Origin of the sequence: Kribbella sp. NPDC050820, from assembly GCF_040653975.1 — a bacterium.
In the GTDB taxonomy this organism is placed as follows: Bacteria; Actinomycetota; Actinomycetes; order Propionibacteriales; family Kribbellaceae; genus Kribbella.
This window is the reverse complement of record NZ_JBFAHB010000001.1, coordinates 409,332-430,093: the sequence shown is the minus strand read 5'-3', so window position 1 is coordinate 430,093 and position 20,762 is coordinate 409,332. Positions and strand designations below refer to the sequence as shown.

Below are 20,762 nucleotides of genomic sequence, written 5' to 3'. Positions count from 1 at the left end.
CCCGGGAGTGGAGGTGGGATGCGTGGCACCCTTGCTGACGGCACATAGCCTCGGGGTCATGTGGGTCTGGCAACTGGCATTGGCGGTGGGCTTCGGTATCGGGTCCGCCGTCATTCCGGTAATGAACGCCGAGGCATATGTCCTCGGCGTCGGCGTGTCCGGGGCACTGGACCCGGTGGTCGCAGCAACCGGGGTCTCGGTCGGGCAGACGATCGGCAAGGTCGCCATGTTCCTCGCCGTCCGCTACCGCCCGGGGTACGCCGCCCGGAAGACCGAGGAGCCGAAGGCCGTCAACCTGGACACCCGCTGGGGCCGCTTCGTCCAGTGGAACCGTGACGTCAGCAAACGCCTCCTCGACGCCATGAGCGACCGCCGCTTGGGCATCCCCGTCACGCTGCTGAGCGCATCGGTCGGCATCCCACCCCTGTACGGCGTCGCGCTCATCGGCGGCGCCTCCCGCATGGGCGTGCTCACCTTCAGCCTGTCAGTCCTGCTCGGCCGAGCCGCCCGCTTCGTCCTCCTGGCCCTCGGCGTCAGCCTGGTGTGAGTCGCGGACCGCCAGGCCATCACAATTGAACGCCAGACGGCGCTCTCCGCGAGCGCCGGACCTCAGGGCTTCGTTGTGATGGCCTGGCGGTCCGCCTCACCCACCAAACGTGCGCCCGGTGAGCTGCTCGTAGGCGTTGATGTAGGCAGCGCGGGTGCGCTCGACCACCTCGTCGGACAGGGGCGGCGGGGCGTCACCCGACGTGCGGTCCCAGCCGGAGTCGAACTGGAGCCAGTCGCGGATGATCTGCTTGTCCAGCGACGGCTGCTGCCGCCCCGGCTCCCACTGGTCGGCCGGCCAGAACCGGCTCGAGTCCGGCGTCAGCACCTCGTCGGCCAGCACGATCGTCCCGTCCGCCCGGGTCCCGAACTCGAACTTCGTGTCCGCCACGATGATCCCGCGCTCCGCCGCCATCGCGTGCGCCCGGGTGTAGATGTCCAGCGTGGTGTGCCGCAACGCGGCCGCCGTCTCCGCGCCGACGGTCGCGACCACATCGTCGTACGACACGTTCTCGTCGTGCTCGCCCAGCTCGGCCTTCGTCGCGGGGGTGAAGATCGGCTCGTCCAGCCGCGACCCCTCGACCAGACCCGGCTTCAGCGGGATCCCGCACACGCTGCCGGTCGCGTTGTAGTCGAGCAGGCCGGAGCCGCTCAGGTACCCGCGCGCCACGCACTCGACCGGGATCATCGCGAGCTTCTCGCAGACCACCGCACGCCCCGCGACCTCGGCCGGCACATCGGTGGACAGGATGTGGTTCGGCACCCCGAGCACCTCGAACCACCACAGGCTCATCGCGGTGAGCACTTTGCCCTTGTCCGGGATCGGCGTCTCCAGCACCCAGTCGAACGCGCTCTGCCGGTCGCTGGCGACCATCAGCAACTCGCCGGAGTCCAGCTCGTACAGGTCCCGGACCTTGCCGGAGTGGATGTGCTTGGCGCCGGGGATCTCAGGGGCTGTGGTCACGCCCCCGATTCTTCCATCCGCCGCCTCCGCGCCCGCAGGGCCACCACCTTGCCACTGAGTGCGAGCAGTCCGTCCCGGATCGCGCACACCACCCGGTTCTCCACCTGACCCAGCCGTCCGACGCCGCGGGACCGCTTGACCAGCTTCGTGGTCGCGGGCCGGCGATCCCGGTCGTACGCCGCCAGCGCCGTACCCAGGTCACCAGGCTCGGCCAGGTGCTTCGCCAGCGCGCCGGCGTCCTCGATCGCCGAGCAGGCGCCGCGGCCGAGGTTCGGCGTCATCGCGTGGGCGGCGTCACCCAGCAGTACGACGCGACCGCGCACGAACGGGACGAGTGGCGTCGCCAGGTCGTAGATGTCGTTCTGCAGAAGGGCTTCCGGCGGCGTCCCCGCGAGGATCGCCGGGATCGGGTCGTGCCAGCTGCCGAAGTCCCTGGTCGCCGTCGCGTGGTCGCCACCCTGGCCGGCCGGCTGGTTGGCCGTCGCGTACCAGTAGATCCGCCCGTCGATCAGCCGCGCGAACCCGAACCGTTGCCCACGGCCCCAAGTCTCGCCACCACCGTCGTCGATCCGCACGTCGGCAATCCCCCGGTACGCCGTGTAGCCGGAGTACTGCGGTCCCTTGAACTCCGGGTACAGCGCCTGCCGGATCACGCTGCGGATTCCGTCGGCCGCGACCACCAGGTCGGCCTGCAGCTCGTCGTTGATCGTCACGCCGCTCTCGTCCTGCGTAAGTTTCATGACGGTGTAGCCGGTCCGGACCGTGATCCCGGGCCCGAACTGGTCCGTGATCAGCTCGTGCAGCTGCGCGCGGTGGATCATCACCGGCAGCTCGACCCCGAGATCGGCCGCCTCCACCACCCACTGACCGCCGGGTTTGCGCATCCCGGCCGGGTTGGACTCCACCGCGGCCTTCTCGACGCCCTTCACCCCGAGCTCCTCCAGTACGGCGACCGCCGCCGGCCAGACCGAGATCCCGGCGCCCACCTCCCCCAACTCCGGTGCCCGCTCCAGCACCGTGACCTGCCATCCGCACCGCTCCAGCGCGACGGCCGCCGTGACCCCGCCGATCCCCGCTCCCACCACGATCGCCGTACTCATGACCTAGACTCTACATCTGTAGAGGCTGGTTGAGAAGTGCTTACCTCGGAGATGGGAGACTGACCGCCGTGACGAAGCAGGTGCCGCTCGGCGCGGATCGGCGGGACGCGATCGCCGACGCCGCGATCCATCTGGTCGCGACCCGCGGCCTGCGCGGGCTCACCCACCGCGCGGTCGACACGGAAGCCGGTCTGCCGCCGGGCTCGACGTCGTACTATCTCCGGACCCGGAATGCGCTGCTGTCCGCCTGCGTGAACCGGATGCTCGCCCGCGATCTGGCCGCGTCACCGAGCTTCGACGCGGGGACGTCGCCGATCGACCTGCTGATCGAGATGGTCGTCGGCCTGGCGCGGGACCGGCCGGACGACTTGGTCGCGCGGTACGAGTTGTCGCTCGAGGCCAGTCGTCAGCCGGAGCTGCGGGCCGCGATCGTCGCAGGGGGACAGCAGTTGCGGGCGATGCTGGCGCAGTTGCTGGACGGGCTCGGCGTACCGAATCCTGCTGCGGCGGCCTGGCCCGCCGCGGCGATGCTGGACGGCCTGCTGTACGACCGCGTGGCCGGCGCCGGGGCCATGATGTTGCAGGAGGATTTCGAGACCGGCGTACGGCGCTCGGTCATTGCACTGCTGGACGGGCTCAGAGCCGGTCGGTGACCGTGATGAAGGTGAAGTAGCAGACGCCGAGCAGCATGCCGACGTGGCCGAGCACGGACAGGCCGGCGCCGGAACCCCACGCGTCGCCCTTCGTGTCCTCGGAGTGCCGGCCGCCGCTGGGCAGCCAACGGGCCAGGAGCAACAGTCCAAGCAGGGTCAGCAACCACCACCCGGCCAGGATCACCAGCGCGATCGCCTGCCGACCGGTGACCAAGGCAACGACCCAGCCGAGCAGCGTGAACACGCCGACAACCGTGTGCAGGCGCAGCAGGACGGCGGGGTAGCCGTGCCGGCCGGCGCCATGACCGGTGCCATCGACAACGGTTCCGCCGAGGCGGACGCGCGTCAGCAGTACGACGACCGCACCCAGGGCGGTCAGGAACCAGGTGACGTTCGACCATTCCACCTCCCGATCCTTACCCCACCACCCCCCACCCCCAACCGTCCCCGCGTGTCGCAACCGACAGTCACGCCACCCGACCCAACCGAAAGCCCCTCCCAGTTGGGCCGGACCACCACCCCCACCGGCACCCTGCGAGGCCCGGCCGGGGGCGGTTCACCTGGCAGGCCAGGGTGTCCGCCCTCACGCGCCCGACCAGGCTGCTCGTTCCAGCTCAGCTCGTCTGCGCCTGCCCCGAGCCGTCACCAGTACCGTTCCCAGGCTGAGTCCCCTGCCCGGGCACGGTTCCCTGTCCTTGCCCCTGCTGCCCTTGTCCCGGGAAGGTCCCCTGCCCAGGCGCCTGCCCTTGCTGCCCTTGCTGCCCAGGGAACTGTCGCCCACCTCCACCAGGCCCACCAAACTGATTCTGCTGACTATCGAACCCATCCCACGCATGCCCAACCGCAGCACCCCCAAGAAACGCCAACACAGCCAACAAACCCCCCGCCCCAGCCAACACCAGATTGCTAGGCCGATTCCCGCCCATCCCATCCCCCTGCTCCCCAACCCCCGGAGCCCCATACACCCCGCCGTACGCCCCCGCACCGCCCGCGGCGGCCCCCGAGGCTGGTGTGTTTGGCGCGCCGGCTGCTTCGGCAGCCGACGTGCTGGGGAGGGCGGCCGTGTCGTCGGCGCCGGATGTGTTGGCGGTGCGGACGGCTTGGTACTGCGCCTCGGTGGCCGGGGTCTGCGCTCCGGCGGCTGATGCGCCGGGGAGCGCCGGTCCAGCCAGGTGCGGGCCCGCAGCACCCTGCGCGCCAGGCCGTACGCCGGGACCCGGCGTCTGCGCTCCGGCAGACGCGCCAGGCACGCCCGGGCCAACCGACTGCGGGCCGGGCGTGTTCGCAGTGCCCGACGCCGGCGCCCCAACTGACCCGCCCGGCCGTCCCGGCCCGACCAGGTGCGGCCCGGGAGTAGCCGACGTACCGGGCTCCATGCTCGGGCCCGGCGTACCCGGGCGGGTGCTTGGCGCGGGAACACCCGGGCGGCTGCTTGGTTCAGAGACAGCCGGATGGGTGCTTGGTGCGGAGACAGGCTGGTGGGTGCTGGGTGTGGGGGCTGTCGGGTGGTTGGTGAAGCGGTGGGTGGGGTCGTCGGGGCTTGGAGGGTTGGTGTTTTGGGTCATAGTTGCGCTCCGGTTCAGCTGGTGGTGGTGAGGTCGTAGATGGTGGTGTTGCCTACGGTTTGGGACTGGAAGGTTTCGGCTACCCAGGTGGCGATCTCGTTGGAGGTGCCGTTGCGGCCGCCGCCGAAGCCGCCGCCTCCGCCGATGAAGTAGTGGGTCTTGCCTTGGGCAACTAATTCCTTGAACTCGGCCAGGGACGGCGCCGGGTCGGTGCCGTTGAAGCCGCCGATCGCCATGATGGGTTCGCCGGAGGCGATCTGCAGTGGTGCGGCGCCGTTCGCGGTGACTGCTGCGGCCGCCCAGGTGTACCCGTCGGCGCCGTTCTGCAGCAGCGTGATCAGCTCGCTTGACACTCCACTGATCCCGCCCCCGCCGAGGAACCCACCGACCCCACCGGTCCCACGACCAGTGCCGCCATTCCCGTTCCCCGTCGTCCCCGGCACCCCGGTCGTCCCGTTACCCGTGGTCCCGTTACCCGTCGTTCCCGGCACCCCGGTCGTCCGGTCGCCAGTCGTCCCGTTACCCGTGGTCCCGTTACCCGTCGTCCCGTTGCCTGTCGTCCCGTTCCCGGGACCGCCGAAGCCGTTGCCGTTCTGACCAGGGGGTGTGCCCATCCGGCCCATCCCACCGCCAGGGCCGCCGCCCATGCCGCCACTCGACGGTCCCGCCGACGGTAGTGCGCCGGCGTGGGAGGTGTTGATCGTGTTGACCGAGTACGCCGTCGGTCCGGCCAGCGCGCTCACCGCGAGCAGCGTCGCCGCGAAAAGCCCGGCCCGCCGGGCCGCCGTACGGTGCAGTCCCAGCTCCGGCAGGATCATCACCAGACCCGCCCCGAGTACGCCGGTCAGCAGCACGAGCCATCGCAACCACGGATGCCACGAAGGCGTCTCGTTCAGGAGGGCGAACCCCCACCCACCGGTCAGCAACGCCCCACCCGCAAGAGTTGCTCGCGGCAACCATTCCGACCGCCGCCGCCACAGCACCGACATCGCGGCCCCGACCAGGGCCCCGATCGCCGGCGCCAGCGCGATCATGTAGTAGCTGTGGATGATCCCCTGCATGTAGCTGAACGTCAGCCCGGTCACAACCAGCCAACCACCCCACAGTACGGCGAACGCCCGCGTCTTGTCCGTCCGCGCAGCCTTGCCCGAGGCAACGACCAGCACGATCGTCGCAAGCAGCGCCGCCGGCAGCAACCACGCGATCTGCGAGGCGAACTCACCACCGAACAGCCGCTGCAGCCCGGTCGCGCCACCCCACCCCGCGCCGCCGGTGCCGCCGCCGACCGACCCGGTCTCGTTCCCGTTCAACCGCCCGAGCCCGTTGTACCCCAACGTCAGCTCGAGAATGCTGTTGTTCTGCGACCCACCGATGTACGGCCGAGCCGACGCCGGCATCAACTCGACGATCGCGATCCACCAACCGGCGCTCACGATCAGCGAGACCAACGCCAGCACACTGTGCACGATCCGCTTCCCGAGCGCCGGCTTCCCGGCGATCAGGTACGCCAGGCCGAACGCCGGCAGAATCAGGAACGCCTGCAGCATCTTCGTCAGGAACCCGAAGCCCACGAATGCGCCCGCCAGCATCATCCACCGGGCAGCGTGCTTCTCCGAGTCGATCGCCCGGGTCACCGCCCACGCACCGGCGCAGAGCAGCAGGATCAGCAGCGCGTCCGGGTTGTTGAACCGGAACATCAGTACGGCGACCGGCGTCAGCGCAAGGATCGCGCCGGCCAGCAGGGCCGCGTGGGCCGAGAACCAGCGCCGTACCGACACATAGACGAAGCCGACGCTCGCGACGCCCATCAGCGCCTGTGGGATCAACATGCTCCAGATGCCGAAGCCGAAGATCCGCCCGGACAGGCCCATCACCCACAGCGACGCCGGTGTCTTGTCGACGGTGATGAAGCTGGATGCGTCGAGCGACCCGAAGAACCAGGCCTTCCAACTCGTCGAGCCGGCCTGCACCGCGGCCGCGTAGTACTCGTTGGCGTAGCCGTTCTTGGACAGCCCCCAGAGATAGGCGATCGCGGTCAGGACCAGCAGGCCGCCGTACAGGATCTTGCCCCGGCCGATGGAGTACGTCGTGCTGACCGCACGTGGTCCGGCCCGGCGCGATGTCGCCTCGACGGGATTGGTGATCGTGACCATGTCAGTTGCTCCGGGTCTGGTCGAGAACCGCCGGCGGTTCGAAGGTTGGCAAAGTGGGGGCGTCGTCGTCGAAGACCCACGTCTGGAAGAGGCTGAACCGGACCACGGTCGCGGCCAGGTTCGCGAGGGTGAGAACGGTGATCTCCACCGCCTGGTGCGGTCCGGCGACCGCGGTATGTAGCAGCCACAGCGAGGACGCCGTCAACGTCCAGCCGATGCCGAAGGTGACGAGTCCGCGGAGCTGATGCCGCCAGCGGTTCTCCACACCGCGCACGCCGAAGGTGACCCGGCGGTTGAGCGCGGTGTTGCCGACGGCTGTGATCAGCAGCGCGAGCACGTTCGCCACCTGGGCCGGCATGCCCTGCCGCAGCACGAGATAGAGCAGTGCGTACGCCGCCGTGCTCACCACCCCGATCGCGCAGAACCGCAGCACTCGCGCGGCCAGCGCCGTCCGGGGATCCAGGATCCGGGGCCGGCCGAACGCCTGGCGGACCGGCTCGAGGTCGACCTGGCCGCGGCCGAGAGTCCGCATCAGCCGCGAGATCCCCCGCAGATCCTCGCCGACCGTCCTGGCGATCGCGACCCGTGAGTCAAGGTCGTCCACCCAGTCCACCGGCACCTCGTGGATCCGCAGCCCGGCCTTCTCGGCCAGCACCAGAAGCTCGGTGTCGAAGAACCAACTGGTGTCCTCGATCAGCGGCAGCAACTGCTGCGCCACGTCGGCGCGGATCGCCTTGAACCCGCACTGGGCATCGGAGAAGTGCGCACTCAACGTTGCCCGCAGCAACAAGTTGTACGACCGGGAGATGAACTCCCGTTTCGGCCGCCGGACCACCCGGGATCCGTTCGACAACCGGGTGCCGATGGCAACGTCGCTGTGGCCGGCGAACAGCGGCGCCACCAACGGCAGCAACGCGTTCAGGTTGGTGGACAGGTCGACGTCCATGTAGGCGAGCACGTCGGCGGTGCTCTCGGACCAGACCTTCTTCAGCGCGCGGCCGCGGCCGGACTGCTCGAGCCGGACGATCCGGACCCCGTCCAGCTCGAGGGCCAGCAGGGCGCCGATCTCATAGGTCGCGTCGGTGCTTCCGTTGTCCGCGATGCAGACCTCGGCCGGAAACGGGAAGGCGGTGTCCAGGAACTCACGCAGCCGCCTGATGTTCGGACCGAGGTCGTTTTCCTCGTTCTTGACGGGTACGACGATCTCGACCCGAGGATGACCTGAAATCTGCATGCCACTGATGCTGTCCGGCGAACCTGAGCCGGCCCCTGCGCCGGCCTGGCAGTTTCCTGGGAGTCGGCGACATGCGCCCATCCGCGGACCGCCGTGCTCCGAAATAGAGTTGAGGCTCCGTCATCACTGCTCTGGGGGTCGGTCATGGCCGTGTCCGCTGCTCAACGTTTCGCCCGGATCGCCACCGCCGAGCGGCCGTCGGACGCCAGAGTGCTGATGAAGCGCGCGATCGTGCTCGGCGCGAGCATGGCCGGCCTGATGGCCGCGCGGGTGCTCAGCGAGCACGCCGACGAGGTGCTGGTGATCGAGCGGGACCCGACCGAGGCGTCCACCTCACCGCGGCCCGGCGTACCGCAGGGAAGTCAGGTGCACGCGCTGCTGCCGGCGGGCAACACCCAACTCGACCGCTGGTTCCCGGACTTCACCGCCGAGGCGCTCGCCGCCGGCGCGACGAATCCGGACCCGGAGGCGATCCGGAACTACGTGAACGGCGACCTCCGCCCGCTGCCCCCGGGCGGCTCGCTCGGCATCTCCCTGGTGAGCACCCGGCCGTTCCTGGAGTCCCTGGTACGGCGCCGGACGCTTGCGATCGGCAACATCAAGCTCGTGCACGGACGGGCCGACGGCATCGAGTTCACCGGCGACCGGGCCGGCGCGGTCCGGTATCAGCCGACCGGCGAGGGAGCAGAACTCGTCACCGAAGCTGCCGACCTGATCGTCGACGCGACCGGACGGTCGAGCCGGCTGAGCGACTGGCTGAAGGCCGCCGGCTGGCCGCAGCCGCCGATGCGGCGGATGCCGATCAAGCTCAACTACGCGAGCGCGCTGTTCAAGCAGGACCCGGACATCTCCGACATCGGGATCTCGATCGCCCAGAACCAGCCCGGCAGCGGCCAGCCACCGCGGCAGGGCGGCGTCCTGGCGGTCGAGGGCGACCGCTGGCTGGTGCTCGTGGCCGGGTACGCCGACGACCGGCCGACCCGCGACCTCGAGGACTTCCGGAAGCGCTGCCGGGACGACTTCCCGCCCGCGTTCGGGCAGATCGCCGACCACGGCGAGCTGATCGGCGAGGTGGTGACCTACCACCAGGCGGACAGCCGGCGCCGCGACTACGACCAGCTGGAGCGCATCCCGGCCGGCCTGATCGTCGCCGGGGACGCGGTGGCGTCGTTCAACCCGGTCTACGGGCAAGGGATGACGTCGGCGGCCCTCCATGCCTCGTGCCTGTCGGCGTACCTGCGCTCCGATCCGCCGCTCGACGAACCCGCTCGTGCGTACTTCGACGACGTACGGGTCGTGGTCGACGCAGCCTGGCAGGTGTCGACGTTCGCCGATCTCGCGCTACCGCACGTCCACGGGCCGTACCCACGCGGTTATCGCCTGGTGAAGGCGATCTCGGGCCTGGTCTTCCAGGCCGCGGCCGGCGACCCCCACGTCAACGTCCAGTTCAACCGGGTGACGACGATGCTCGACCACCCGAGCGCACTGGCCCGCCCGCAAACGCTGCTACGCGCTCTTCGCTGGAAGCTGCTCCCGAGTACGGCGTAGCCACAGCAGTCCGAGCACGGGAAGGACCAGCGGGACGAAGCCGTACCCCTGGCCGAAGTGCGACCACACCGTCGCGTCCGGGAAGTCCTCCGGTACGGCGTAGCTGAACGCGCCGACCGCGATCACGCCGACGAGCTCGATCAGGATCGCGACCAGCGCGACCCGGCGGGACACCTTGGTCGCCTTGGCCAACGCGAAGGTCGCGGCACAGTAGATGACCGCGGCAACGGCCGACAGGACGTACGCGATCGGGGCCTCGTCGAACTGGGTGGCGATCTGCACGCCGGCCCGGGCGGTCGCCGACAGCGCGAAAACGCCGTACACCAGGATCAGGATCCGGCCCGGGCCGTGCCTGGTCGCCGCTGCGTCGGTCATGTCAGGTGGTCCAGATCACGTGCAGGCGCTGTTCGACCACCGGGATCACCAGGCAGGCGAACGCCAACGCGCCCGCGCCCCAGCGACTGCTCTCCGCCAACGCCCACAGCGCGCCCAGCGGCAGCACGATCAGCCCGCCGATCAGGTAGCCGACGAAGAAGACACCGGAGACGTCCCGGTCGGTGCCGGCCAACTGGACGATGCCGATCACGAGCTGCGCCAGCAGCCCGACCTCGATGACGCCGAGGATCGCCAGCAGCGTCCAGTTGATCCGCTTGTCGCGCGCAGCCAGCACGATGGCGAACACCATCGCGACCAGCGAGAGGGCGACCAGCGCCCAGGTCAGCGGTTCGAACACGGACTAGAGGATGTCACCCGGGGTGTAGGCGGCGGCCTCGGGGTGGCGCTTGGCGAGCTCGTCGATCCTCGCGACCACGGTGTTCACCTGGTCGACGGCCGCGCCGGTGAAGGACAGCGGCTCGCCGACGATGCCGACGATCTGCTCCTTAGTGAGGCCGAGCCGGCCGTCCGACCCGAGCCGGTGGAACAGGTCGTTCGCCGCCAGGCCCTTGCGCAGGTCGAGGGCGGTGGCGACCGCGTGCTCCTTGATCACCTCGTGCGCGGTCTCCCGGCCGACGCCGTTCTTGACCGCGGCCATCAGCACCTTGGTCGTGGTCAGGAACGGCAGGTACCGCTCCAGCTCCCGGCTGACCACGGCCGGGTAGACCCCGAACTCGTCCAGCACGGTGAGGAAGGTCTCGAACAGTCCGTCCAGCGCGAAGAACGCGTCCGGCAGCGCGACCCGCCGTACGACGGAGCAGAAGACGTCGCCCTCGTTCCACTGGTTGCCGGCCAGCTCGCCGGCCATCGAGGCGTACCCGCGGAGGATCACCGCGAGGCCGTTCACCCGCTCGCACGACCGGGTGTTCATCTTGTGCGGCATCGCCGAGGACCCGACCTGGCCCTCCTTGAACCCCTCGGTGACGAGCTCGTGCCCGGCCATCAGCCGGATCGTGGTCGCCAGGCTCGACGGTCCCGCCGCGAGCTGGACCAGCGCCGAGACGACGTCGTAGTCGAGCGAGCGCGGGTAGACCTGGCCGACACTCGTCAGCGTCCGGCTGAAGCCGAGGTGCTCGGCGATCCCGCTCTCCAACTGCGCCAGCTTGGCCGGGTCGCCGCCGAACAGGTCGAGCATGTCCTGCGACGTACCGACCGGGCCCTTGATGCCGCGCAGCGGGTACCGCTCGATCAGCTCCTCGATCCGGGCGATCGCCACCAGCAGCTCGTCCGCTGCAGACGCGAACCGCTTGCCCAGCGTGGTCGCCTGCGCCGCGACGTTGTGCGACCGGCCGGTCAGCACCAGCGCCGCGTGGTCGGCCGCCTTCTGGCCCAGCCGTACGGCGGTGGCGACGGCGCGATCGCGGACGAGCTCGAGGCCGGCCCGGATCTGCAGCTGCTCGACGTTCTCGGTCAGGTCGCGGCTGGTCATGCCCTTGTGGATGTGCTCGTGCCCGGCGAGCGCGCTGAACTCCTCGATCCGCGCCTTCACGTCGTGCCGGGTGACCCGCTCGCGGGCCGCGATCGACTCGAGGTCGACCTGGTCGACCACCCGCTCGTAGTCCTCGACCACCCCGTCCGGCACCGCGACGCCGAGCTCCTTCTGAGCCTTCAGCACCGCCACCCAGAGTCGCCGCTCGAGCACGATCTTGTGCTCCGGCGACCACAGCTGAGCCATCGACAGACTGGCGTAACGCGACGCGAGAACGTTGGGAATCCGGGGCTTGCTCGAGCTCGACACGACGCCCATTCTCCCAGAACCTCAACGCCTCACGGTCAGCAGTCCACAGACCCGCTCGAGTCCATTCGCCGTACAGAGCAGATACGTGCCGTCCGGGGTGGTATCCGGCACGACGACATGATCAGGGCCGGGTCCGCCGATGCCAGGTTCCGGCCCGCCGATCCCGTCACGTCCGGCGGCAGGCACCCACGAGGGCGTGCCACCGATGCGATCCGACCCCAGGTAGTAGAGAACGCGCGTAGGCTCGGCCGCCGGCGCCAGGTCGAATCCGAGACCACGCGACGGCTCTGCGGGAAAGGTCAGTGCAAGCCGCTGCCCGGGGCGTGCAGTGGCCGGCGTGATGGTGACCCCACCCGGATGACTCGGAGGATTCTCAGCCACCTTCTCGGTCCGATCCCACGGCACCACCCCGGCGACGACCACCGCCCCGACAACCGCGGCCGCCGCCGCGGACCACCCCCGCCGACGCCGCCTGGCGGCAGCCGTGGCGAGCACTCGGTCGAAGTCCGCACTCGACTCGGCGGACCGGCGGTCGGCGAGCACCTGGAGCTCCTGCTTCAGATCAGGCATGGTCCTCACTCCTCAACGTCGCGCTCAGCGCCTCCCGGCCCCGGGCCAGCCGCGACTTCACGGTGCCCTCGGCGATCCCGAGGGTGTCAGCCACCTGCGCGACGCTCAGATCACACACGTAGTAGAGGACAACGACCTGTCTCGTCGGCATCGGCAGGCCGGCCAGCGTCTGCTCCAGGTCGCCGCCGTACCGCTCCGCCGGATCAGGCTCGGCGTGCTCGCGCGGTAGCCGGTGGAACAGCCCGCTGAGCCGGTTGCGGTCCCGGTGCCGATTGGCAGCCAGCCGTACGGCGACCAGGCGCACCCAGGCCTCTGGTGCGTCGTACCGAGAGACCTTGGCCCAGCGTGGCACCAGCCGGACGAACGCCTCCTGGACGATGTCCTCGGCCTCGGCGCGCGACCCGGTCAGCAACGAGATCACGCCGACCAACCGAGGCTGCTGCGCGGAGTAGAACTCCCGCAGTCCGTCGCTGTCCGCCGTCCCCATACCTCAGTACACACCGGGACGGCGGCCGCGGTTCCGTCAGACCGGTTTGCGGGCCTCGAAGAGGGTCCGGGTGCTGTGGGTGACGAAGGGTCCGTCGGACTGGATCTGGTCGTGGAGTTCGCGGAGGCGGGGCAGGTAGGCCGCGGACGTGAAGCCGGGGACGATCCAGATGACCTTGCGGAGGAAATGGACGACGGCGGCGATGTCGTAGAACTCCATGCGGAGCCGTTCCGAGCGTACGTCGACGATCTCCAGCCCCGCCGCTTCCGCCTGGACCCGCTCGCGCTCCGGGCGTGGACCGTCGGTGTCGGGCTGCGGACCGAGGAAGTACTCGGTGAGTTCGACGACGGTGCGGTGTCCGATGTGCTGAGCGAAGTACGTGCCGCCGGGGCGGAGTACCCGGGCGATCTCGTCGAAGTAGGACCTGACCGGGTGCCTGCTGACCACCAGGTCGAACGCGCCGTCAGCGAACGGGAGCGGCGGTTCTTCGGGATCGGCGACGACGACCGTGCCCAGTGGATGCAGCAGCGCGGTCGCCTTCGCGATGTTGGGCGGCCAGGCCTCGGTGGCGACACAGAGCGGCGCACGGCGTGGCACCCCGGCCAGGACTTCCCCGCCACCGGTCTGGATGTCCAAGGCGGCCTCGGCCGCGGCCATCCGCTCGCCCATCAGGCGCTGGTAGCCCCAAGACGGACGCTCTTCGGTCGCCCGTCCGTCGAACCAGCTGAAGTCCCAGCCTTCGGTCGGGACCGCGTCACCCTCGGCGACGAGTTCCTCGAACGACGCCATGTTCCTCCTAGACGGTGACCTCGCCGCGGGAGGCTTTGAGGGCGATGTCGGTGCGGTGCTGGGAGCCCTTGATGCGGATCTGGCCGACGGCCGCATAGGCGCGCTGGCGGGCCTCGTCGAGGTCCTTGCCGGTGGCGCTGACGGCCAGCACGCGGCCGCCCGACGTGACGAGCTCGTCGTCCTCGACCGCCGTACCGGCGTGGAAGACGCGGACGTCGTCCACCTCGGCCTGGTCGATGCCGGCGATCACGTCGCCCTTGCGCGGGCTGGCCGGGTACTTCTTCGCGGCGACCACGACCGTCACCGCGGCGGCGTTCTTCCAGCCCAGCCGCTCGTGATCGGCGAGCTTGCCGGTCGCGGCGGCGTACAGCAGGCCGCCCAGCGGGGTCTTCAGCAACGGCAGCAGCGCCTGCGTCTCCGGGTCGCCGAAGCGGGCGTTGAACTCGATCACCCGGACACCGCGCGACGTCAGCGCCAGACCGGCGTACAGCAGGCCGCTGAACGGCATGCCGCGGCGCCGCAGCTCGTCGACGGTCGGCTGGAGCACCTTCTCGGTGATCTCCTCGACCAGGTCTTCCGGTGCCCAGGGCAACGGTGTGTAGGCGCCCATGCCGCCGGTATTCGGGCCTTCGTCGTTGTCCGCAAGGCGTTTGAAGTCCTGCGCCGGCTGCATCGGCAGCACCGTCGTACCGTCGGTGATCGCGAACAGCGACACCTCCGGGCCGTCCAGGAACTCCTCGATCAGCACCTGCTCACACCCGGCAGCGTGCGCGAGCGCCTCGTCCCGGTCGGAGGTGACGACGACACCCTTGCCGGCCGCGAGACCGTCGTCCTTGACCACGTACGGCGGCCCGAACGCGTCGATCGCCTCGGCGGCTTCCTCGGGCGTCGTACACACGTAGGCCCGGCCGGTCGGCACGCTCGCGGCAGCCATCACGTCCTTGGCGAACGCCTTCGAGCCCTCGATCTGGGCGGCGTCCTTGGACGGGCCGAAGACCGCGATCCCGGCCTCACGCAGCGGGTCGGCCAGCCCGGCCACCAACGGCGCCTCCGGCCCGACCACGACCAGGTCGGCGGCCATCTCCCTGGCCAGCGCGACGACCGCATCGTGGTCGGTGATGTCCACCGGCCGGCAAACGATCGTTTGCCCGTCGTAGGCCGGCCGCAACACCGCGATACCGGGGTTGCCCGGCGCCGCCACGACCTGCTCGACCTCTGAGTCCTGGGCCAACGCCCAGACCAACGCGTGCTCCCGGCCACCGGAGCCGACCACCAAAACCTTCACGGGCCATCAGCCTAGGGCACCGGGCTGTCGATCTACACATTCGCCGTTCGTGTAGTGGATAAGACGGAAGGAGTTGTGATGACTGAGGTACTGCTGACCGGGCTCATGATCGGAGAGTCGGCACGTTGGCACGACGGGCGGTTCTGGTGTTCCAACTGGGGCGCTCAGGAGGTGCTCACCGTCGACGCGGACGGGAAGCGGGAGGTGATGGTGCGGGTGCCGACCACGATCCCGTTCTCGATCGACTGGTTGCCGGACGGGCGTCTGCTGGTGGTGGCGGGACCAGAGGGGCTGCTGCTGCGGCAGGAGGCCTCTGGTGACCTGGTGACGCATGCGGACCTGTCGTCGCACGGCGGCCTGAACGAGATCGTCGTCGACGGGCGCGGCAACATCTACGTCAACGGCGGCTGCGATTTCGAGCCGGCCTCTGGTGAACGGCCGGGCTTCATCCTGCTCGTCACCCCGGACGGCGCGGTACGGCGGGTGGCGAACGAGCTCGCATTCCCCAACGGCATGGTGATCACGCCGGACAACTCGACGCTGATCATCGCGGAGTCGTTCGGCGGCGTGCTGACGGCGTACGACATCGCCGACGACGGCAGCCTCTCCAACCGCCGCGTCTGGGCACCCCACCCCGGCGACGGCATGTGCATGGACGAGTCAGGCGCCATTTGGACCCCCGGCTGGACCGAACAGGGCGAGTCGGCCTGCCTGCGCATCGCAGAAGGCGGCGAAATCCTCGAAACCGTGCCGCTGGAGCACGCCGGCTTCGCCTGCACGCTGGGCGACGGCACGCTCTACATGCTCACCGCCGACTGGCACATGCAGGAGTCCTTCGACGCCAACCTCGACCGGCTCCTCTCCACGCCCACAGGCCGCCTGCTGACCCACGCCGTACCCACCCCAAAGGCAGGCTGGCCGTGATCAGTAGTGCCAGTAGTAGCGGGCGTCGGCGTTCCAGGTGACGGGGACTGTGGTGCGGTTGGTGAACGCCATGCCCAGGCTGCGGGCGATCTCGATGGTGCGGGAGAGCTGGAGCGAGTACGGGTGCTGGTTGTCGTCCCACCACTGCTCGAACTGCGTGATGCAGGTCTGACCGGTGAAGTACGGGTTGGAGCAGGGGTGCGGCGGGAGCCACTTCTGCAGGTGGCGGAACTCGACCGTGGTGGAGCCGTTCGGCGGCTTGACACGGAACCTGCGAGTACGACGCCAACCAGCAGGGCCAGTGTCTTCCGCATGAAGTGCGAGGTTAGACGGGTCCTGGGTCGGGGTGGGAGGGGGATCTGCTTAGCTGGTGGGCATGACTGACAAGCCAGAGATCGACTTCCCGGAGGGCCCGCCGCCGGCGGACCTGGAGATCACCGACATCACCGTCGGCGACGGTGACGAGGCCAAGGCCGGGTCGCGGGTGAACGTGCACTACGTGGGTGTCGCGCACTCGACCGGCGAAGAGTTCGACGCGTCGTACAACCGGGGCGCCCCGCTGGCCTTCCAGCTCGGCGTCGGCCAGGTCATCCAGGGCTGGGACACCGGCGTCCAGGGCATGAAGGTCGGCGGCCGCCGCAAGCTGGTCATCCCGCCGCACCTCGGGTACGGCGACCGCGGCGCCGGCAACGCGATCAAGCCCGGCGAAACCCTCATCTTCGTCGTAGACCTGATCAGCGTCAGCTGATCTGCACCACCACAACCAGTCCTCCCACCACCCCCGCCGCGGCCTAGGCCGACGGCCGAGCGGGGTGGGGAAGGCGGGACAACTGCCCCCGGGTGCGTCAGAATGGCGCGGCCGGGGGTTCTTCCGTGGCTGCTTGTCCGTAGTTGTACTCATCCGCCTCGCCCAGCGGCCGGTTTGACTGGGAGGCATGACGACGATGGTTGCCACCACGGTCCCCACCACGCGGATCAACTGGGTCCGGTACGCCGCCCTGGCCGCGAAGGTCCTGCTCTTCGGCTTGTTGCTGTCGGCCCTGATCTGGCCGGACCTCAGCGGGATTAAGGGCAAGGCGTCGACCGCGCGGCTGATCGTCTACCCGCTCGGCGTGATGGCGCTGCCGCTGTGGTGGTGGGCGTACGGCCGGACGCGCAGCAAACTGCACGCCCTGTTCCCGTGGCACGCCGATCTGCTGATGACGCTCCCGTGGCTGATCGACCTTATCGGCAACCGGCTCAACCTGTTCGACACCGTGAGCTGGTGGGACGACGCCATGCACTTCATCCTCTGGGGCCTCCTCACCGCCGGCGTCCTGATCGCCTTCGCGCCGCCGACCCTGTCCCGCGGCCTGACCGCCTTCGTAGCCCTCGGCTTCGGCGCCACCGCCGCGGTCGTGTGGGAGGTCGGCGAGTACTTCGCCTTCATCCGCAACTCCCCCGAGCTCCAAACCGCCTACACCGACACCCTCGGTGATCTGGCTCTGGGCACCCTAGGCGCCCTCCTAGCCGGCCTGATCCTCTACCAGTCCCGGCGCCCAACCACCTGATCCCGGCCCCGGCGCCATACGGCAAATGGCTCTACAGCTGAGCGTCTAGCGGTCGCTGGGACGGCAGACGCCGTTAGCGGCCGCGCTGGCTGCGAGAGCCTGCGCCACTGCACTGCTGGAAGCTGCAGCACCTCCGCCCGGACCGCTGACACCCGATTCACCGCCGGCCGAAGCGTCGATCGCGGGCGCGGAGTCGGTGCGGGAGGTCGCCGGCGGGGTGTCCTGCGGGCGGTCGCTGCGGGTGGTGTGGCGGCCCAGGGGGACCACCATGGGGGTGCCGGCCACCGGGTCGGGGATGACCTTGACGGCCAGGCCGAAGACGTCGTGGACGACCTGTTCGGTGATGACCTCGCTCGGGTTGCCCTCGCAGACGATGGCGCCGTCCTTCATCGCGATCAGGTGGTCGCCGAAGCGGCAGGCCTGGTTGAGGTCGTGCAGAACCAGGACGATGGTGCGCTCGTCGGACTTGTTCAGGTCGACCAGCAGGTCCAGCACCTCGAACTGGTGCGTCAGGTCGAGGAACGTCGTCGGCTCGTCCAGCAGCAGGATGTCGGTCTCCTGGGCGAGCGCCATCGCGATCCAGACGCGTTGCCGCTGCCCGCCGGACAGCTCGTCGATCGGCCGGTCCGCGATCGAGAGTACGTCGGTCGACGTCATCGCGGCCGCGACCGCCTCGTCGTCGGTCCTGGTCCACTGCCGGATCCACCGGGTCCGCGGGTAGCGACCACGCCCGACCAGGTCGGCGACCGTGATCCCCTCCGGCGCGGTCGGCGACTGCGGCAGCAGGCCGAGCCTGGTCGCGACCTCACGCGTCGGAATCGACTGGATGCTCCTCCCGTCCAGCAGCACCGTCCCGCGCGACGGCTTCAGCAGCCGGGCCAGCGTCTTCAGCAGGGTCGACTTGCCGCACGCGTTGGCGCCGACGATGACGGTGATCTTCCCGGTCGGGATCCGCACCGACAGGTCGTGGATGATCTCCCGCTGGTCGTACCCGACCGCCAACCCGTCAGCAGCCAAACTGTGGTCCACAGAGTTCTCCATCTCTCAGCCACCACTCCCCACCCGGTTGGACCGGGCCAGCAGGAACATCAGGTACGGCGCTCCGACCACACCCGTCACCACTCCGACCGGCAACTGGGTGTCCCCGAACGCGTGCTGCGCAATCAGGTCGGACACCGACACCACCAGCGCACCCAGCAAGGCGGACGCGATCATCGCCGGCCCCGGCGACCGGGTCAGCCGGCGCGCGATCGGTGGCGCCACGAACGCGACGAACCCGATCGGTCCCGCCGCCGCGGTCGCGACGGCCGCGAGCAGTACGCCGATCACGATCAGCCCGAGCCGGGACAGCTCGACCCGCAGTCCCAGCCCGTACGCCGTCTCGTCGCCGAGCTGCAGGATCCGCAACTGGTGGACCAGGAACATCATCAGCGGCGTCAGCACGGCCAGCGTGATTCCCATCGACCGGACGTTCGACCAGTCCCGGCCGTTCAGGCTGCCGGTCAGCCAGATCAGCGCCTGCTGGGCGATCTCGACCCGCGCCTTGGTCAGCAGGTACGACGTGATGCTGGTGGCGATCGCGCCGATGCCGATCCCGATCAGGATCAGCCGGTAGCTCGACACTCCCTGCCGCCAGGCCAGCACGTACATGATGAACGCGGTCAGCACCGCGCCGACGATCGCGAACGCCGACACCGCCACGCCGGTCAGGCCGAGCGTGACGATGGCGAACACGGCGAACGCGCTGGCGCCGTACGTGACGCCGATGATGTCGGGGCTGGCCAGCGGGTTGCGAGCGATGCTCTGGAAGATCGCGCCGGACATGCCGAGGGCGGCGCCGACCATCAGGCCGGTGAGTGCCCTGGGCAATCGCAGCCGGTTGACGATGAACTCGGTCGCGCGGTCGCCGCCGCCGAACAGCGTCTTCACCACGTCGACGACCGGGATCTTGAAGTCGCCCAGCGACAGCGAGACGCAGAAGACCGCGAACACGAGTACGGCGAGGACGACGATCACCGTGAACGAGCGAGCCTGCCGGACCGCGCGGGCCCGGGCGATGACCTGAACTGCCTCGGCTGTCGTCGTCACAGGTCCGCCAGCTTCCGGCGCCGTACGAGCGCGATGAAGAACGGCGCGCCGATCACCGCGGTGACGATGCCGACCTGCAGCTCACCAGGCTGCGCGACGATCCGGCCGAGGACGTCGGAGGCGAGCAGCAGGATCGGCGCCAGCAGCATCGAGTACGGCAAGATCCAGCGGTAGTCCGGGCCGGTGATCAGCCGAGCCACGTGTGGGATCGTCAGCCCGACAAAACCGATCGGTCCCGCGGCCGCGGTGGCAGCGCCACACAGCAGTACAACAATCACCGCGACGAACAACCGCGCCAGTCCGACCCGCTGGCCGAGCGACTTCGCGACCTCGTCGCCGAGCGACAGCGCGTTCAGGACCCGGCCCGAGACCAGCGCCAGCACGATCCCGATCAGGATGAACGGCGCGACCTGCATGGCGATGTCCGAGCCCCGGCCGGCCAGCGATCCGACCGCCCAGAACCGGTACTGGTCGAACGTGTCGACGTCACCGATCAGCAGCGCGGTGGTGAGCGAGCCGAGCATCGCCGTCATCGCCGCGCCGGCCAGCGCCAGCTTCACCGGCGTCACGCCCTCGCGGCCCAGCGACCCGAGCGTGTAGACCGCGACCGAGGCCGCGGCGGCGCCGGCAAAAGCCAGCCAGACGTACGACGTCAGCGTCGACATCCCGAACCAGTAGATGCCCGCGACAACGAACAGCGCGGCGCCGCCGTTGACCCCGAGGATGCCCGGGTCGGCCAGCGGGTTCCTGGTCACGCCCTGCATCAGCGCACCCGACAGACCCAGCGCAGCGCCGACCAGCAGCCCGATCACGGTCCGCGGTACCCGCAGTGACCGGATGATCACGTGATCGGTGTTCGCGTCGTCGTAGTGGCGCAGGGCATCGAACACGGTCGACAGCGGGATCTGCTTCGAACCGACCGCGATGCTGAGCAACGTCACCAGCGCCAGCAGGGCGAGACAGCCGAACAACCCGAGGATGAGGGTGGCCCGCCGGGTCCGCCGGGGACGCGTCGGCACAGCGGCGTCGGGACCTGTGGACTCGGCCACGGCAGTGGGCGGGGGCATTGGACTTTGGGATCCTCTTAGGTAAGGCTAACCTCTAGACGCCTCAGAATAACCCGGCCGTCCACG

21 protein-coding genes are annotated in these 20,762 nt (G+C 69.6%); 6 read left to right on the top strand and 15 right to left on the bottom strand.

The window, feature by feature from the left end; genetic code table 11:
* Window positions 1–58: 58 nt before the first annotated feature.
* Entirely contained in the window at window positions 59–547 is a 489-nt protein-coding gene (locus AB0H36_RS02160; RefSeq protein WP_360514974.1) for a hypothetical protein, read from the top strand.
* A 96-nt stretch (window positions 548–643) separates the two neighbouring features.
* On the opposite strand, the gene AB0H36_RS02155 is transcribed toward AB0H36_RS02160, so the two are convergent.
* Together AB0H36_RS02155 and AB0H36_RS02150 are read right to left on the bottom strand one after the other, a co-directional pair.
* Window positions 644–1,510 carry a phosphoribosylaminoimidazolesuccinocarboxamide synthase gene (locus AB0H36_RS02155; RefSeq protein ID WP_360514971.1) on the bottom strand — a complete coding sequence of 289 codons (867 nt, stop codon included), beginning with the start codon at window positions 1,508–1,510 and terminating at the stop codon, window positions 644–646.
* The gene (locus tag AB0H36_RS02150; protein WP_360514968.1) at window positions 1,507–2,610 is read right to left on the bottom strand and encodes an FAD-dependent monooxygenase; all 1,104 of its coding nucleotides are present in this window, start codon (window positions 2,608–2,610) and stop codon (window positions 1,507–1,509) included. Before AB0H36_RS02150 ends, AB0H36_RS02155 begins: the two co-directional genes overlap by 4 nt.
* 68 nt (window positions 2,611–2,678) lie before the next feature.
* Between AB0H36_RS02150 and AB0H36_RS02145 the strand changes: the two genes are divergently transcribed.
* Window positions 2,679–3,263, top strand: a complete 585-nt coding sequence (locus AB0H36_RS02145; protein ID WP_360514965.1) for a TetR family transcriptional regulator — start codon at window positions 2,679–2,681, stop codon at window positions 3,261–3,263.
* On the opposite strand, the gene AB0H36_RS02140 is transcribed toward AB0H36_RS02145, so the two are convergent.
* The 3 genes from AB0H36_RS02140 to AB0H36_RS02130 form a co-directional block, all read right to left on the bottom strand.
* Complete coding sequence (locus AB0H36_RS02140) at window positions 3,247–3,669, bottom strand: hypothetical protein (RefSeq protein WP_360514962.1); 423 nt, start codon at window positions 3,667–3,669, stop codon at window positions 3,247–3,249. The genes AB0H36_RS02145 and AB0H36_RS02140 overlap by 17 nt on opposite strands.
* A gap of 1,173 nt (window positions 3,670–4,842) precedes the next feature.
* The gene (locus AB0H36_RS02135) at window positions 4,843–6,981 is read right to left on the bottom strand and encodes a glycosyltransferase family 39 protein (protein WP_360514959.1); all 2,139 of its coding nucleotides are present in this window, start codon (window positions 6,979–6,981) and stop codon (window positions 4,843–4,845) included.
* 1 nt (window position 6,982) lies between these two features.
* A complete protein-coding gene (locus AB0H36_RS02130; RefSeq protein ID WP_360514956.1) occupies window positions 6,983–8,215 on the bottom strand; it encodes a bifunctional glycosyltransferase family 2/GtrA family protein in 1,233 nt (410 codons plus the stop codon).
* A gap of 144 nt (window positions 8,216–8,359) precedes the next feature.
* Between AB0H36_RS02130 and AB0H36_RS02125 the strand changes: the two genes are divergently transcribed.
* Window positions 8,360–9,763 carry a hypothetical protein gene (locus tag AB0H36_RS02125; protein WP_360514953.1) on the top strand — a complete coding sequence of 468 codons (1,404 nt, stop codon included), beginning with the start codon at window positions 8,360–8,362 and terminating at the stop codon, window positions 9,761–9,763.
* Here the strand turns inward: AB0H36_RS02125 and AB0H36_RS02120 are convergent.
* The 7 genes from AB0H36_RS02120 to purD are packed head-to-tail and all read right to left on the bottom strand — an operon-like array spanning window position 9,722 to window position 15,067.
* A complete protein-coding gene (locus AB0H36_RS02120; protein ID WP_360514950.1) occupies window positions 9,722–10,138 on the bottom strand; it encodes a hypothetical protein in 417 nt (138 codons plus the stop codon). The two genes, AB0H36_RS02125 and AB0H36_RS02120, sit on opposite strands and share 42 nt — an antisense overlap.
* Window position 10,139: 1 nt before the next feature.
* Window positions 10,140–10,496, bottom strand: coding sequence for a hypothetical protein (locus AB0H36_RS02115; RefSeq protein WP_360514947.1), 357 nt, complete (start codon window positions 10,494–10,496; stop codon window positions 10,140–10,142).
* Window positions 10,497–10,499: 3 nt separating this feature from the next.
* Window positions 10,500–11,945, bottom strand: coding sequence for an adenylosuccinate lyase (purB, locus tag AB0H36_RS02110; RefSeq protein ID WP_360514944.1), 1,446 nt, complete (start codon window positions 11,943–11,945; stop codon window positions 10,500–10,502).
* A gap of 12 nt (window positions 11,946–11,957) precedes the next feature.
* On the bottom strand, window positions 11,958–12,506 hold the full coding sequence (locus AB0H36_RS02105) for a hypothetical protein (protein ID WP_360514941.1): 549 nt from the start codon (window positions 12,504–12,506) through the stop codon (window positions 11,958–11,960).
* On the bottom strand, window positions 12,499–12,993 hold the full coding sequence (locus AB0H36_RS02100; RefSeq protein WP_360514938.1) for a SigE family RNA polymerase sigma factor: 495 nt from the start codon (window positions 12,991–12,993) through the stop codon (window positions 12,499–12,501). Before AB0H36_RS02100 ends, AB0H36_RS02105 begins: the two co-directional genes overlap by 8 nt.
* Window positions 12,994–13,029: 36 nt before the next feature.
* Window positions 13,030–13,782 carry a class I SAM-dependent methyltransferase gene (locus tag AB0H36_RS02095; RefSeq protein ID WP_360514935.1) on the bottom strand — a complete coding sequence of 251 codons (753 nt, stop codon included), beginning with the start codon at window positions 13,780–13,782 and terminating at the stop codon, window positions 13,030–13,032.
* A 7-nt stretch (window positions 13,783–13,789) separates the two neighbouring features.
* Window positions 13,790–15,067 (bottom strand): phosphoribosylamine--glycine ligase, encoded by a 1,278-nt coding sequence (purD, locus tag AB0H36_RS02090; protein ID WP_360514932.1) that lies wholly within the window; start codon window positions 15,065–15,067, stop codon window positions 13,790–13,792.
* A gap of 78 nt (window positions 15,068–15,145) precedes the next feature.
* Here purD and AB0H36_RS02085 point away from each other — a divergent pair, with 78 nt between their 5' ends.
* The 3 genes from AB0H36_RS02085 to AB0H36_RS02075 all read left to right on the top strand — a co-directional run bounded on the left by AB0H36_RS02085 (window position 15,146) and on the right by AB0H36_RS02075 (window position 17,541).
* Window positions 15,146–15,991 (top strand): SMP-30/gluconolactonase/LRE family protein, encoded by an 846-nt coding sequence (locus AB0H36_RS02085; protein ID WP_360514930.1) that lies wholly within the window; start codon window positions 15,146–15,148, stop codon window positions 15,989–15,991.
* A 376-nt stretch (window positions 15,992–16,367) separates the two neighbouring features.
* Entirely contained in the window at window positions 16,368–16,739 is a 372-nt protein-coding gene (locus AB0H36_RS02080; RefSeq protein ID WP_360514927.1) for an FKBP-type peptidyl-prolyl cis-trans isomerase, read from the top strand.
* A gap of 187 nt (window positions 16,740–16,926) precedes the next feature.
* The gene (locus tag AB0H36_RS02075) at window positions 16,927–17,541 is read left to right on the top strand and encodes a hypothetical protein (protein ID WP_360514924.1); all 615 of its coding nucleotides are present in this window, start codon (window positions 16,927–16,929) and stop codon (window positions 17,539–17,541) included.
* 45 nt (window positions 17,542–17,586) lie between these two features.
* Here the strand turns inward: AB0H36_RS02075 and AB0H36_RS02070 are convergent, their stop codons facing one another.
* Genes AB0H36_RS02070 through AB0H36_RS02060 form a run of 3 tightly spaced genes read right to left on the bottom strand, consistent with a single transcriptional unit; the run spans window position 17,587 to window position 20,696 of the window.
* Window positions 17,587–18,582: an ABC transporter ATP-binding protein gene (locus AB0H36_RS02070; RefSeq protein WP_360514921.1), complete on the bottom strand. Its 996-nt coding sequence runs from the start codon at window positions 18,580–18,582 to the stop codon at window positions 17,587–17,589.
* Window positions 18,583–18,585: 3 nt separating this feature from the next.
* A complete protein-coding gene (locus AB0H36_RS02065; RefSeq protein ID WP_360514918.1) occupies window positions 18,586–19,629 on the bottom strand; it encodes an iron chelate uptake ABC transporter family permease subunit in 1,044 nt (347 codons plus the stop codon).
* Window positions 19,626–20,696, bottom strand: coding sequence for an iron ABC transporter permease (locus AB0H36_RS02060; protein ID WP_360514915.1), 1,071 nt, complete (start codon window positions 20,694–20,696; stop codon window positions 19,626–19,628). Before AB0H36_RS02060 ends, AB0H36_RS02065 begins: the two co-directional genes overlap by 4 nt.
* Window positions 20,697–20,762: the final 66 nt, after the last annotated feature.

Bases quoted from the DNA above. Each gene is read 5' to 3' on its own strand.
- AB0H36_RS02160 (WP_360514974.1), top strand. From the start codon at position 59: ATGTGGGTCTGGCAACTGGCATTGGCGGTGGGCTTCGGTATCGGGTCC.
- AB0H36_RS02150 (WP_360514968.1), bottom strand. From the start codon at position 2,610: ATGAGTACGGCGATCGTGGTGGGAGCGGGGATCGGCGGGGTCACGGCG.
- AB0H36_RS02135 (WP_360514959.1), bottom strand. From the start codon at position 6,981: ATGGTCACGATCACCAATCCCGTCGAGGCGACATCGCGCCGGGCCGGA.
- AB0H36_RS02130 (WP_360514956.1), bottom strand. From the start codon at position 8,215: ATGCAGATTTCAGGTCATCCTCGGGTCGAGATCGTCGTACCCGTCAAG.
- AB0H36_RS02125 (WP_360514953.1), top strand. From the start codon at position 8,360: ATGGCCGTGTCCGCTGCTCAACGTTTCGCCCGGATCGCCACCGCCGAG.
- AB0H36_RS02120 (WP_360514950.1), bottom strand. From the start codon at position 10,138: ATGACCGACGCAGCGGCGACCAGGCACGGCCCGGGCCGGATCCTGATC.
- purB (WP_360514944.1), bottom strand. From the start codon at position 11,945: ATGGGCGTCGTGTCGAGCTCGAGCAAGCCCCGGATTCCCAACGTTCTC.
- AB0H36_RS02105 (WP_360514941.1), bottom strand. From the start codon at position 12,506: ATGCCTGATCTGAAGCAGGAGCTCCAGGTGCTCGCCGACCGCCGGTCC.
- AB0H36_RS02100 (WP_360514938.1), bottom strand. From the start codon at position 12,993: ATGGGGACGGCGGACAGCGACGGACTGCGGGAGTTCTACTCCGCGCAG.
- AB0H36_RS02095 (WP_360514935.1), bottom strand. From the start codon at position 13,782: ATGGCGTCGTTCGAGGAACTCGTCGCCGAGGGTGACGCGGTCCCGACC.
- AB0H36_RS02085 (WP_360514930.1), top strand. From the start codon at position 15,146: ATGACTGAGGTACTGCTGACCGGGCTCATGATCGGAGAGTCGGCACGT.
- AB0H36_RS02080 (WP_360514927.1), top strand. From the start codon at position 16,368: ATGACTGACAAGCCAGAGATCGACTTCCCGGAGGGCCCGCCGCCGGCG.
- AB0H36_RS02075 (WP_360514924.1), top strand. From the start codon at position 16,927: ATGACGACGATGGTTGCCACCACGGTCCCCACCACGCGGATCAACTGG.
- AB0H36_RS02070 (WP_360514921.1), bottom strand. From the start codon at position 18,582: ATGGAGAACTCTGTGGACCACAGTTTGGCTGCTGACGGGTTGGCGGTC.
- AB0H36_RS02060 (WP_360514915.1), bottom strand. From the start codon at position 20,696: ATGCCCCCGCCCACTGCCGTGGCCGAGTCCACAGGTCCCGACGCCGCT.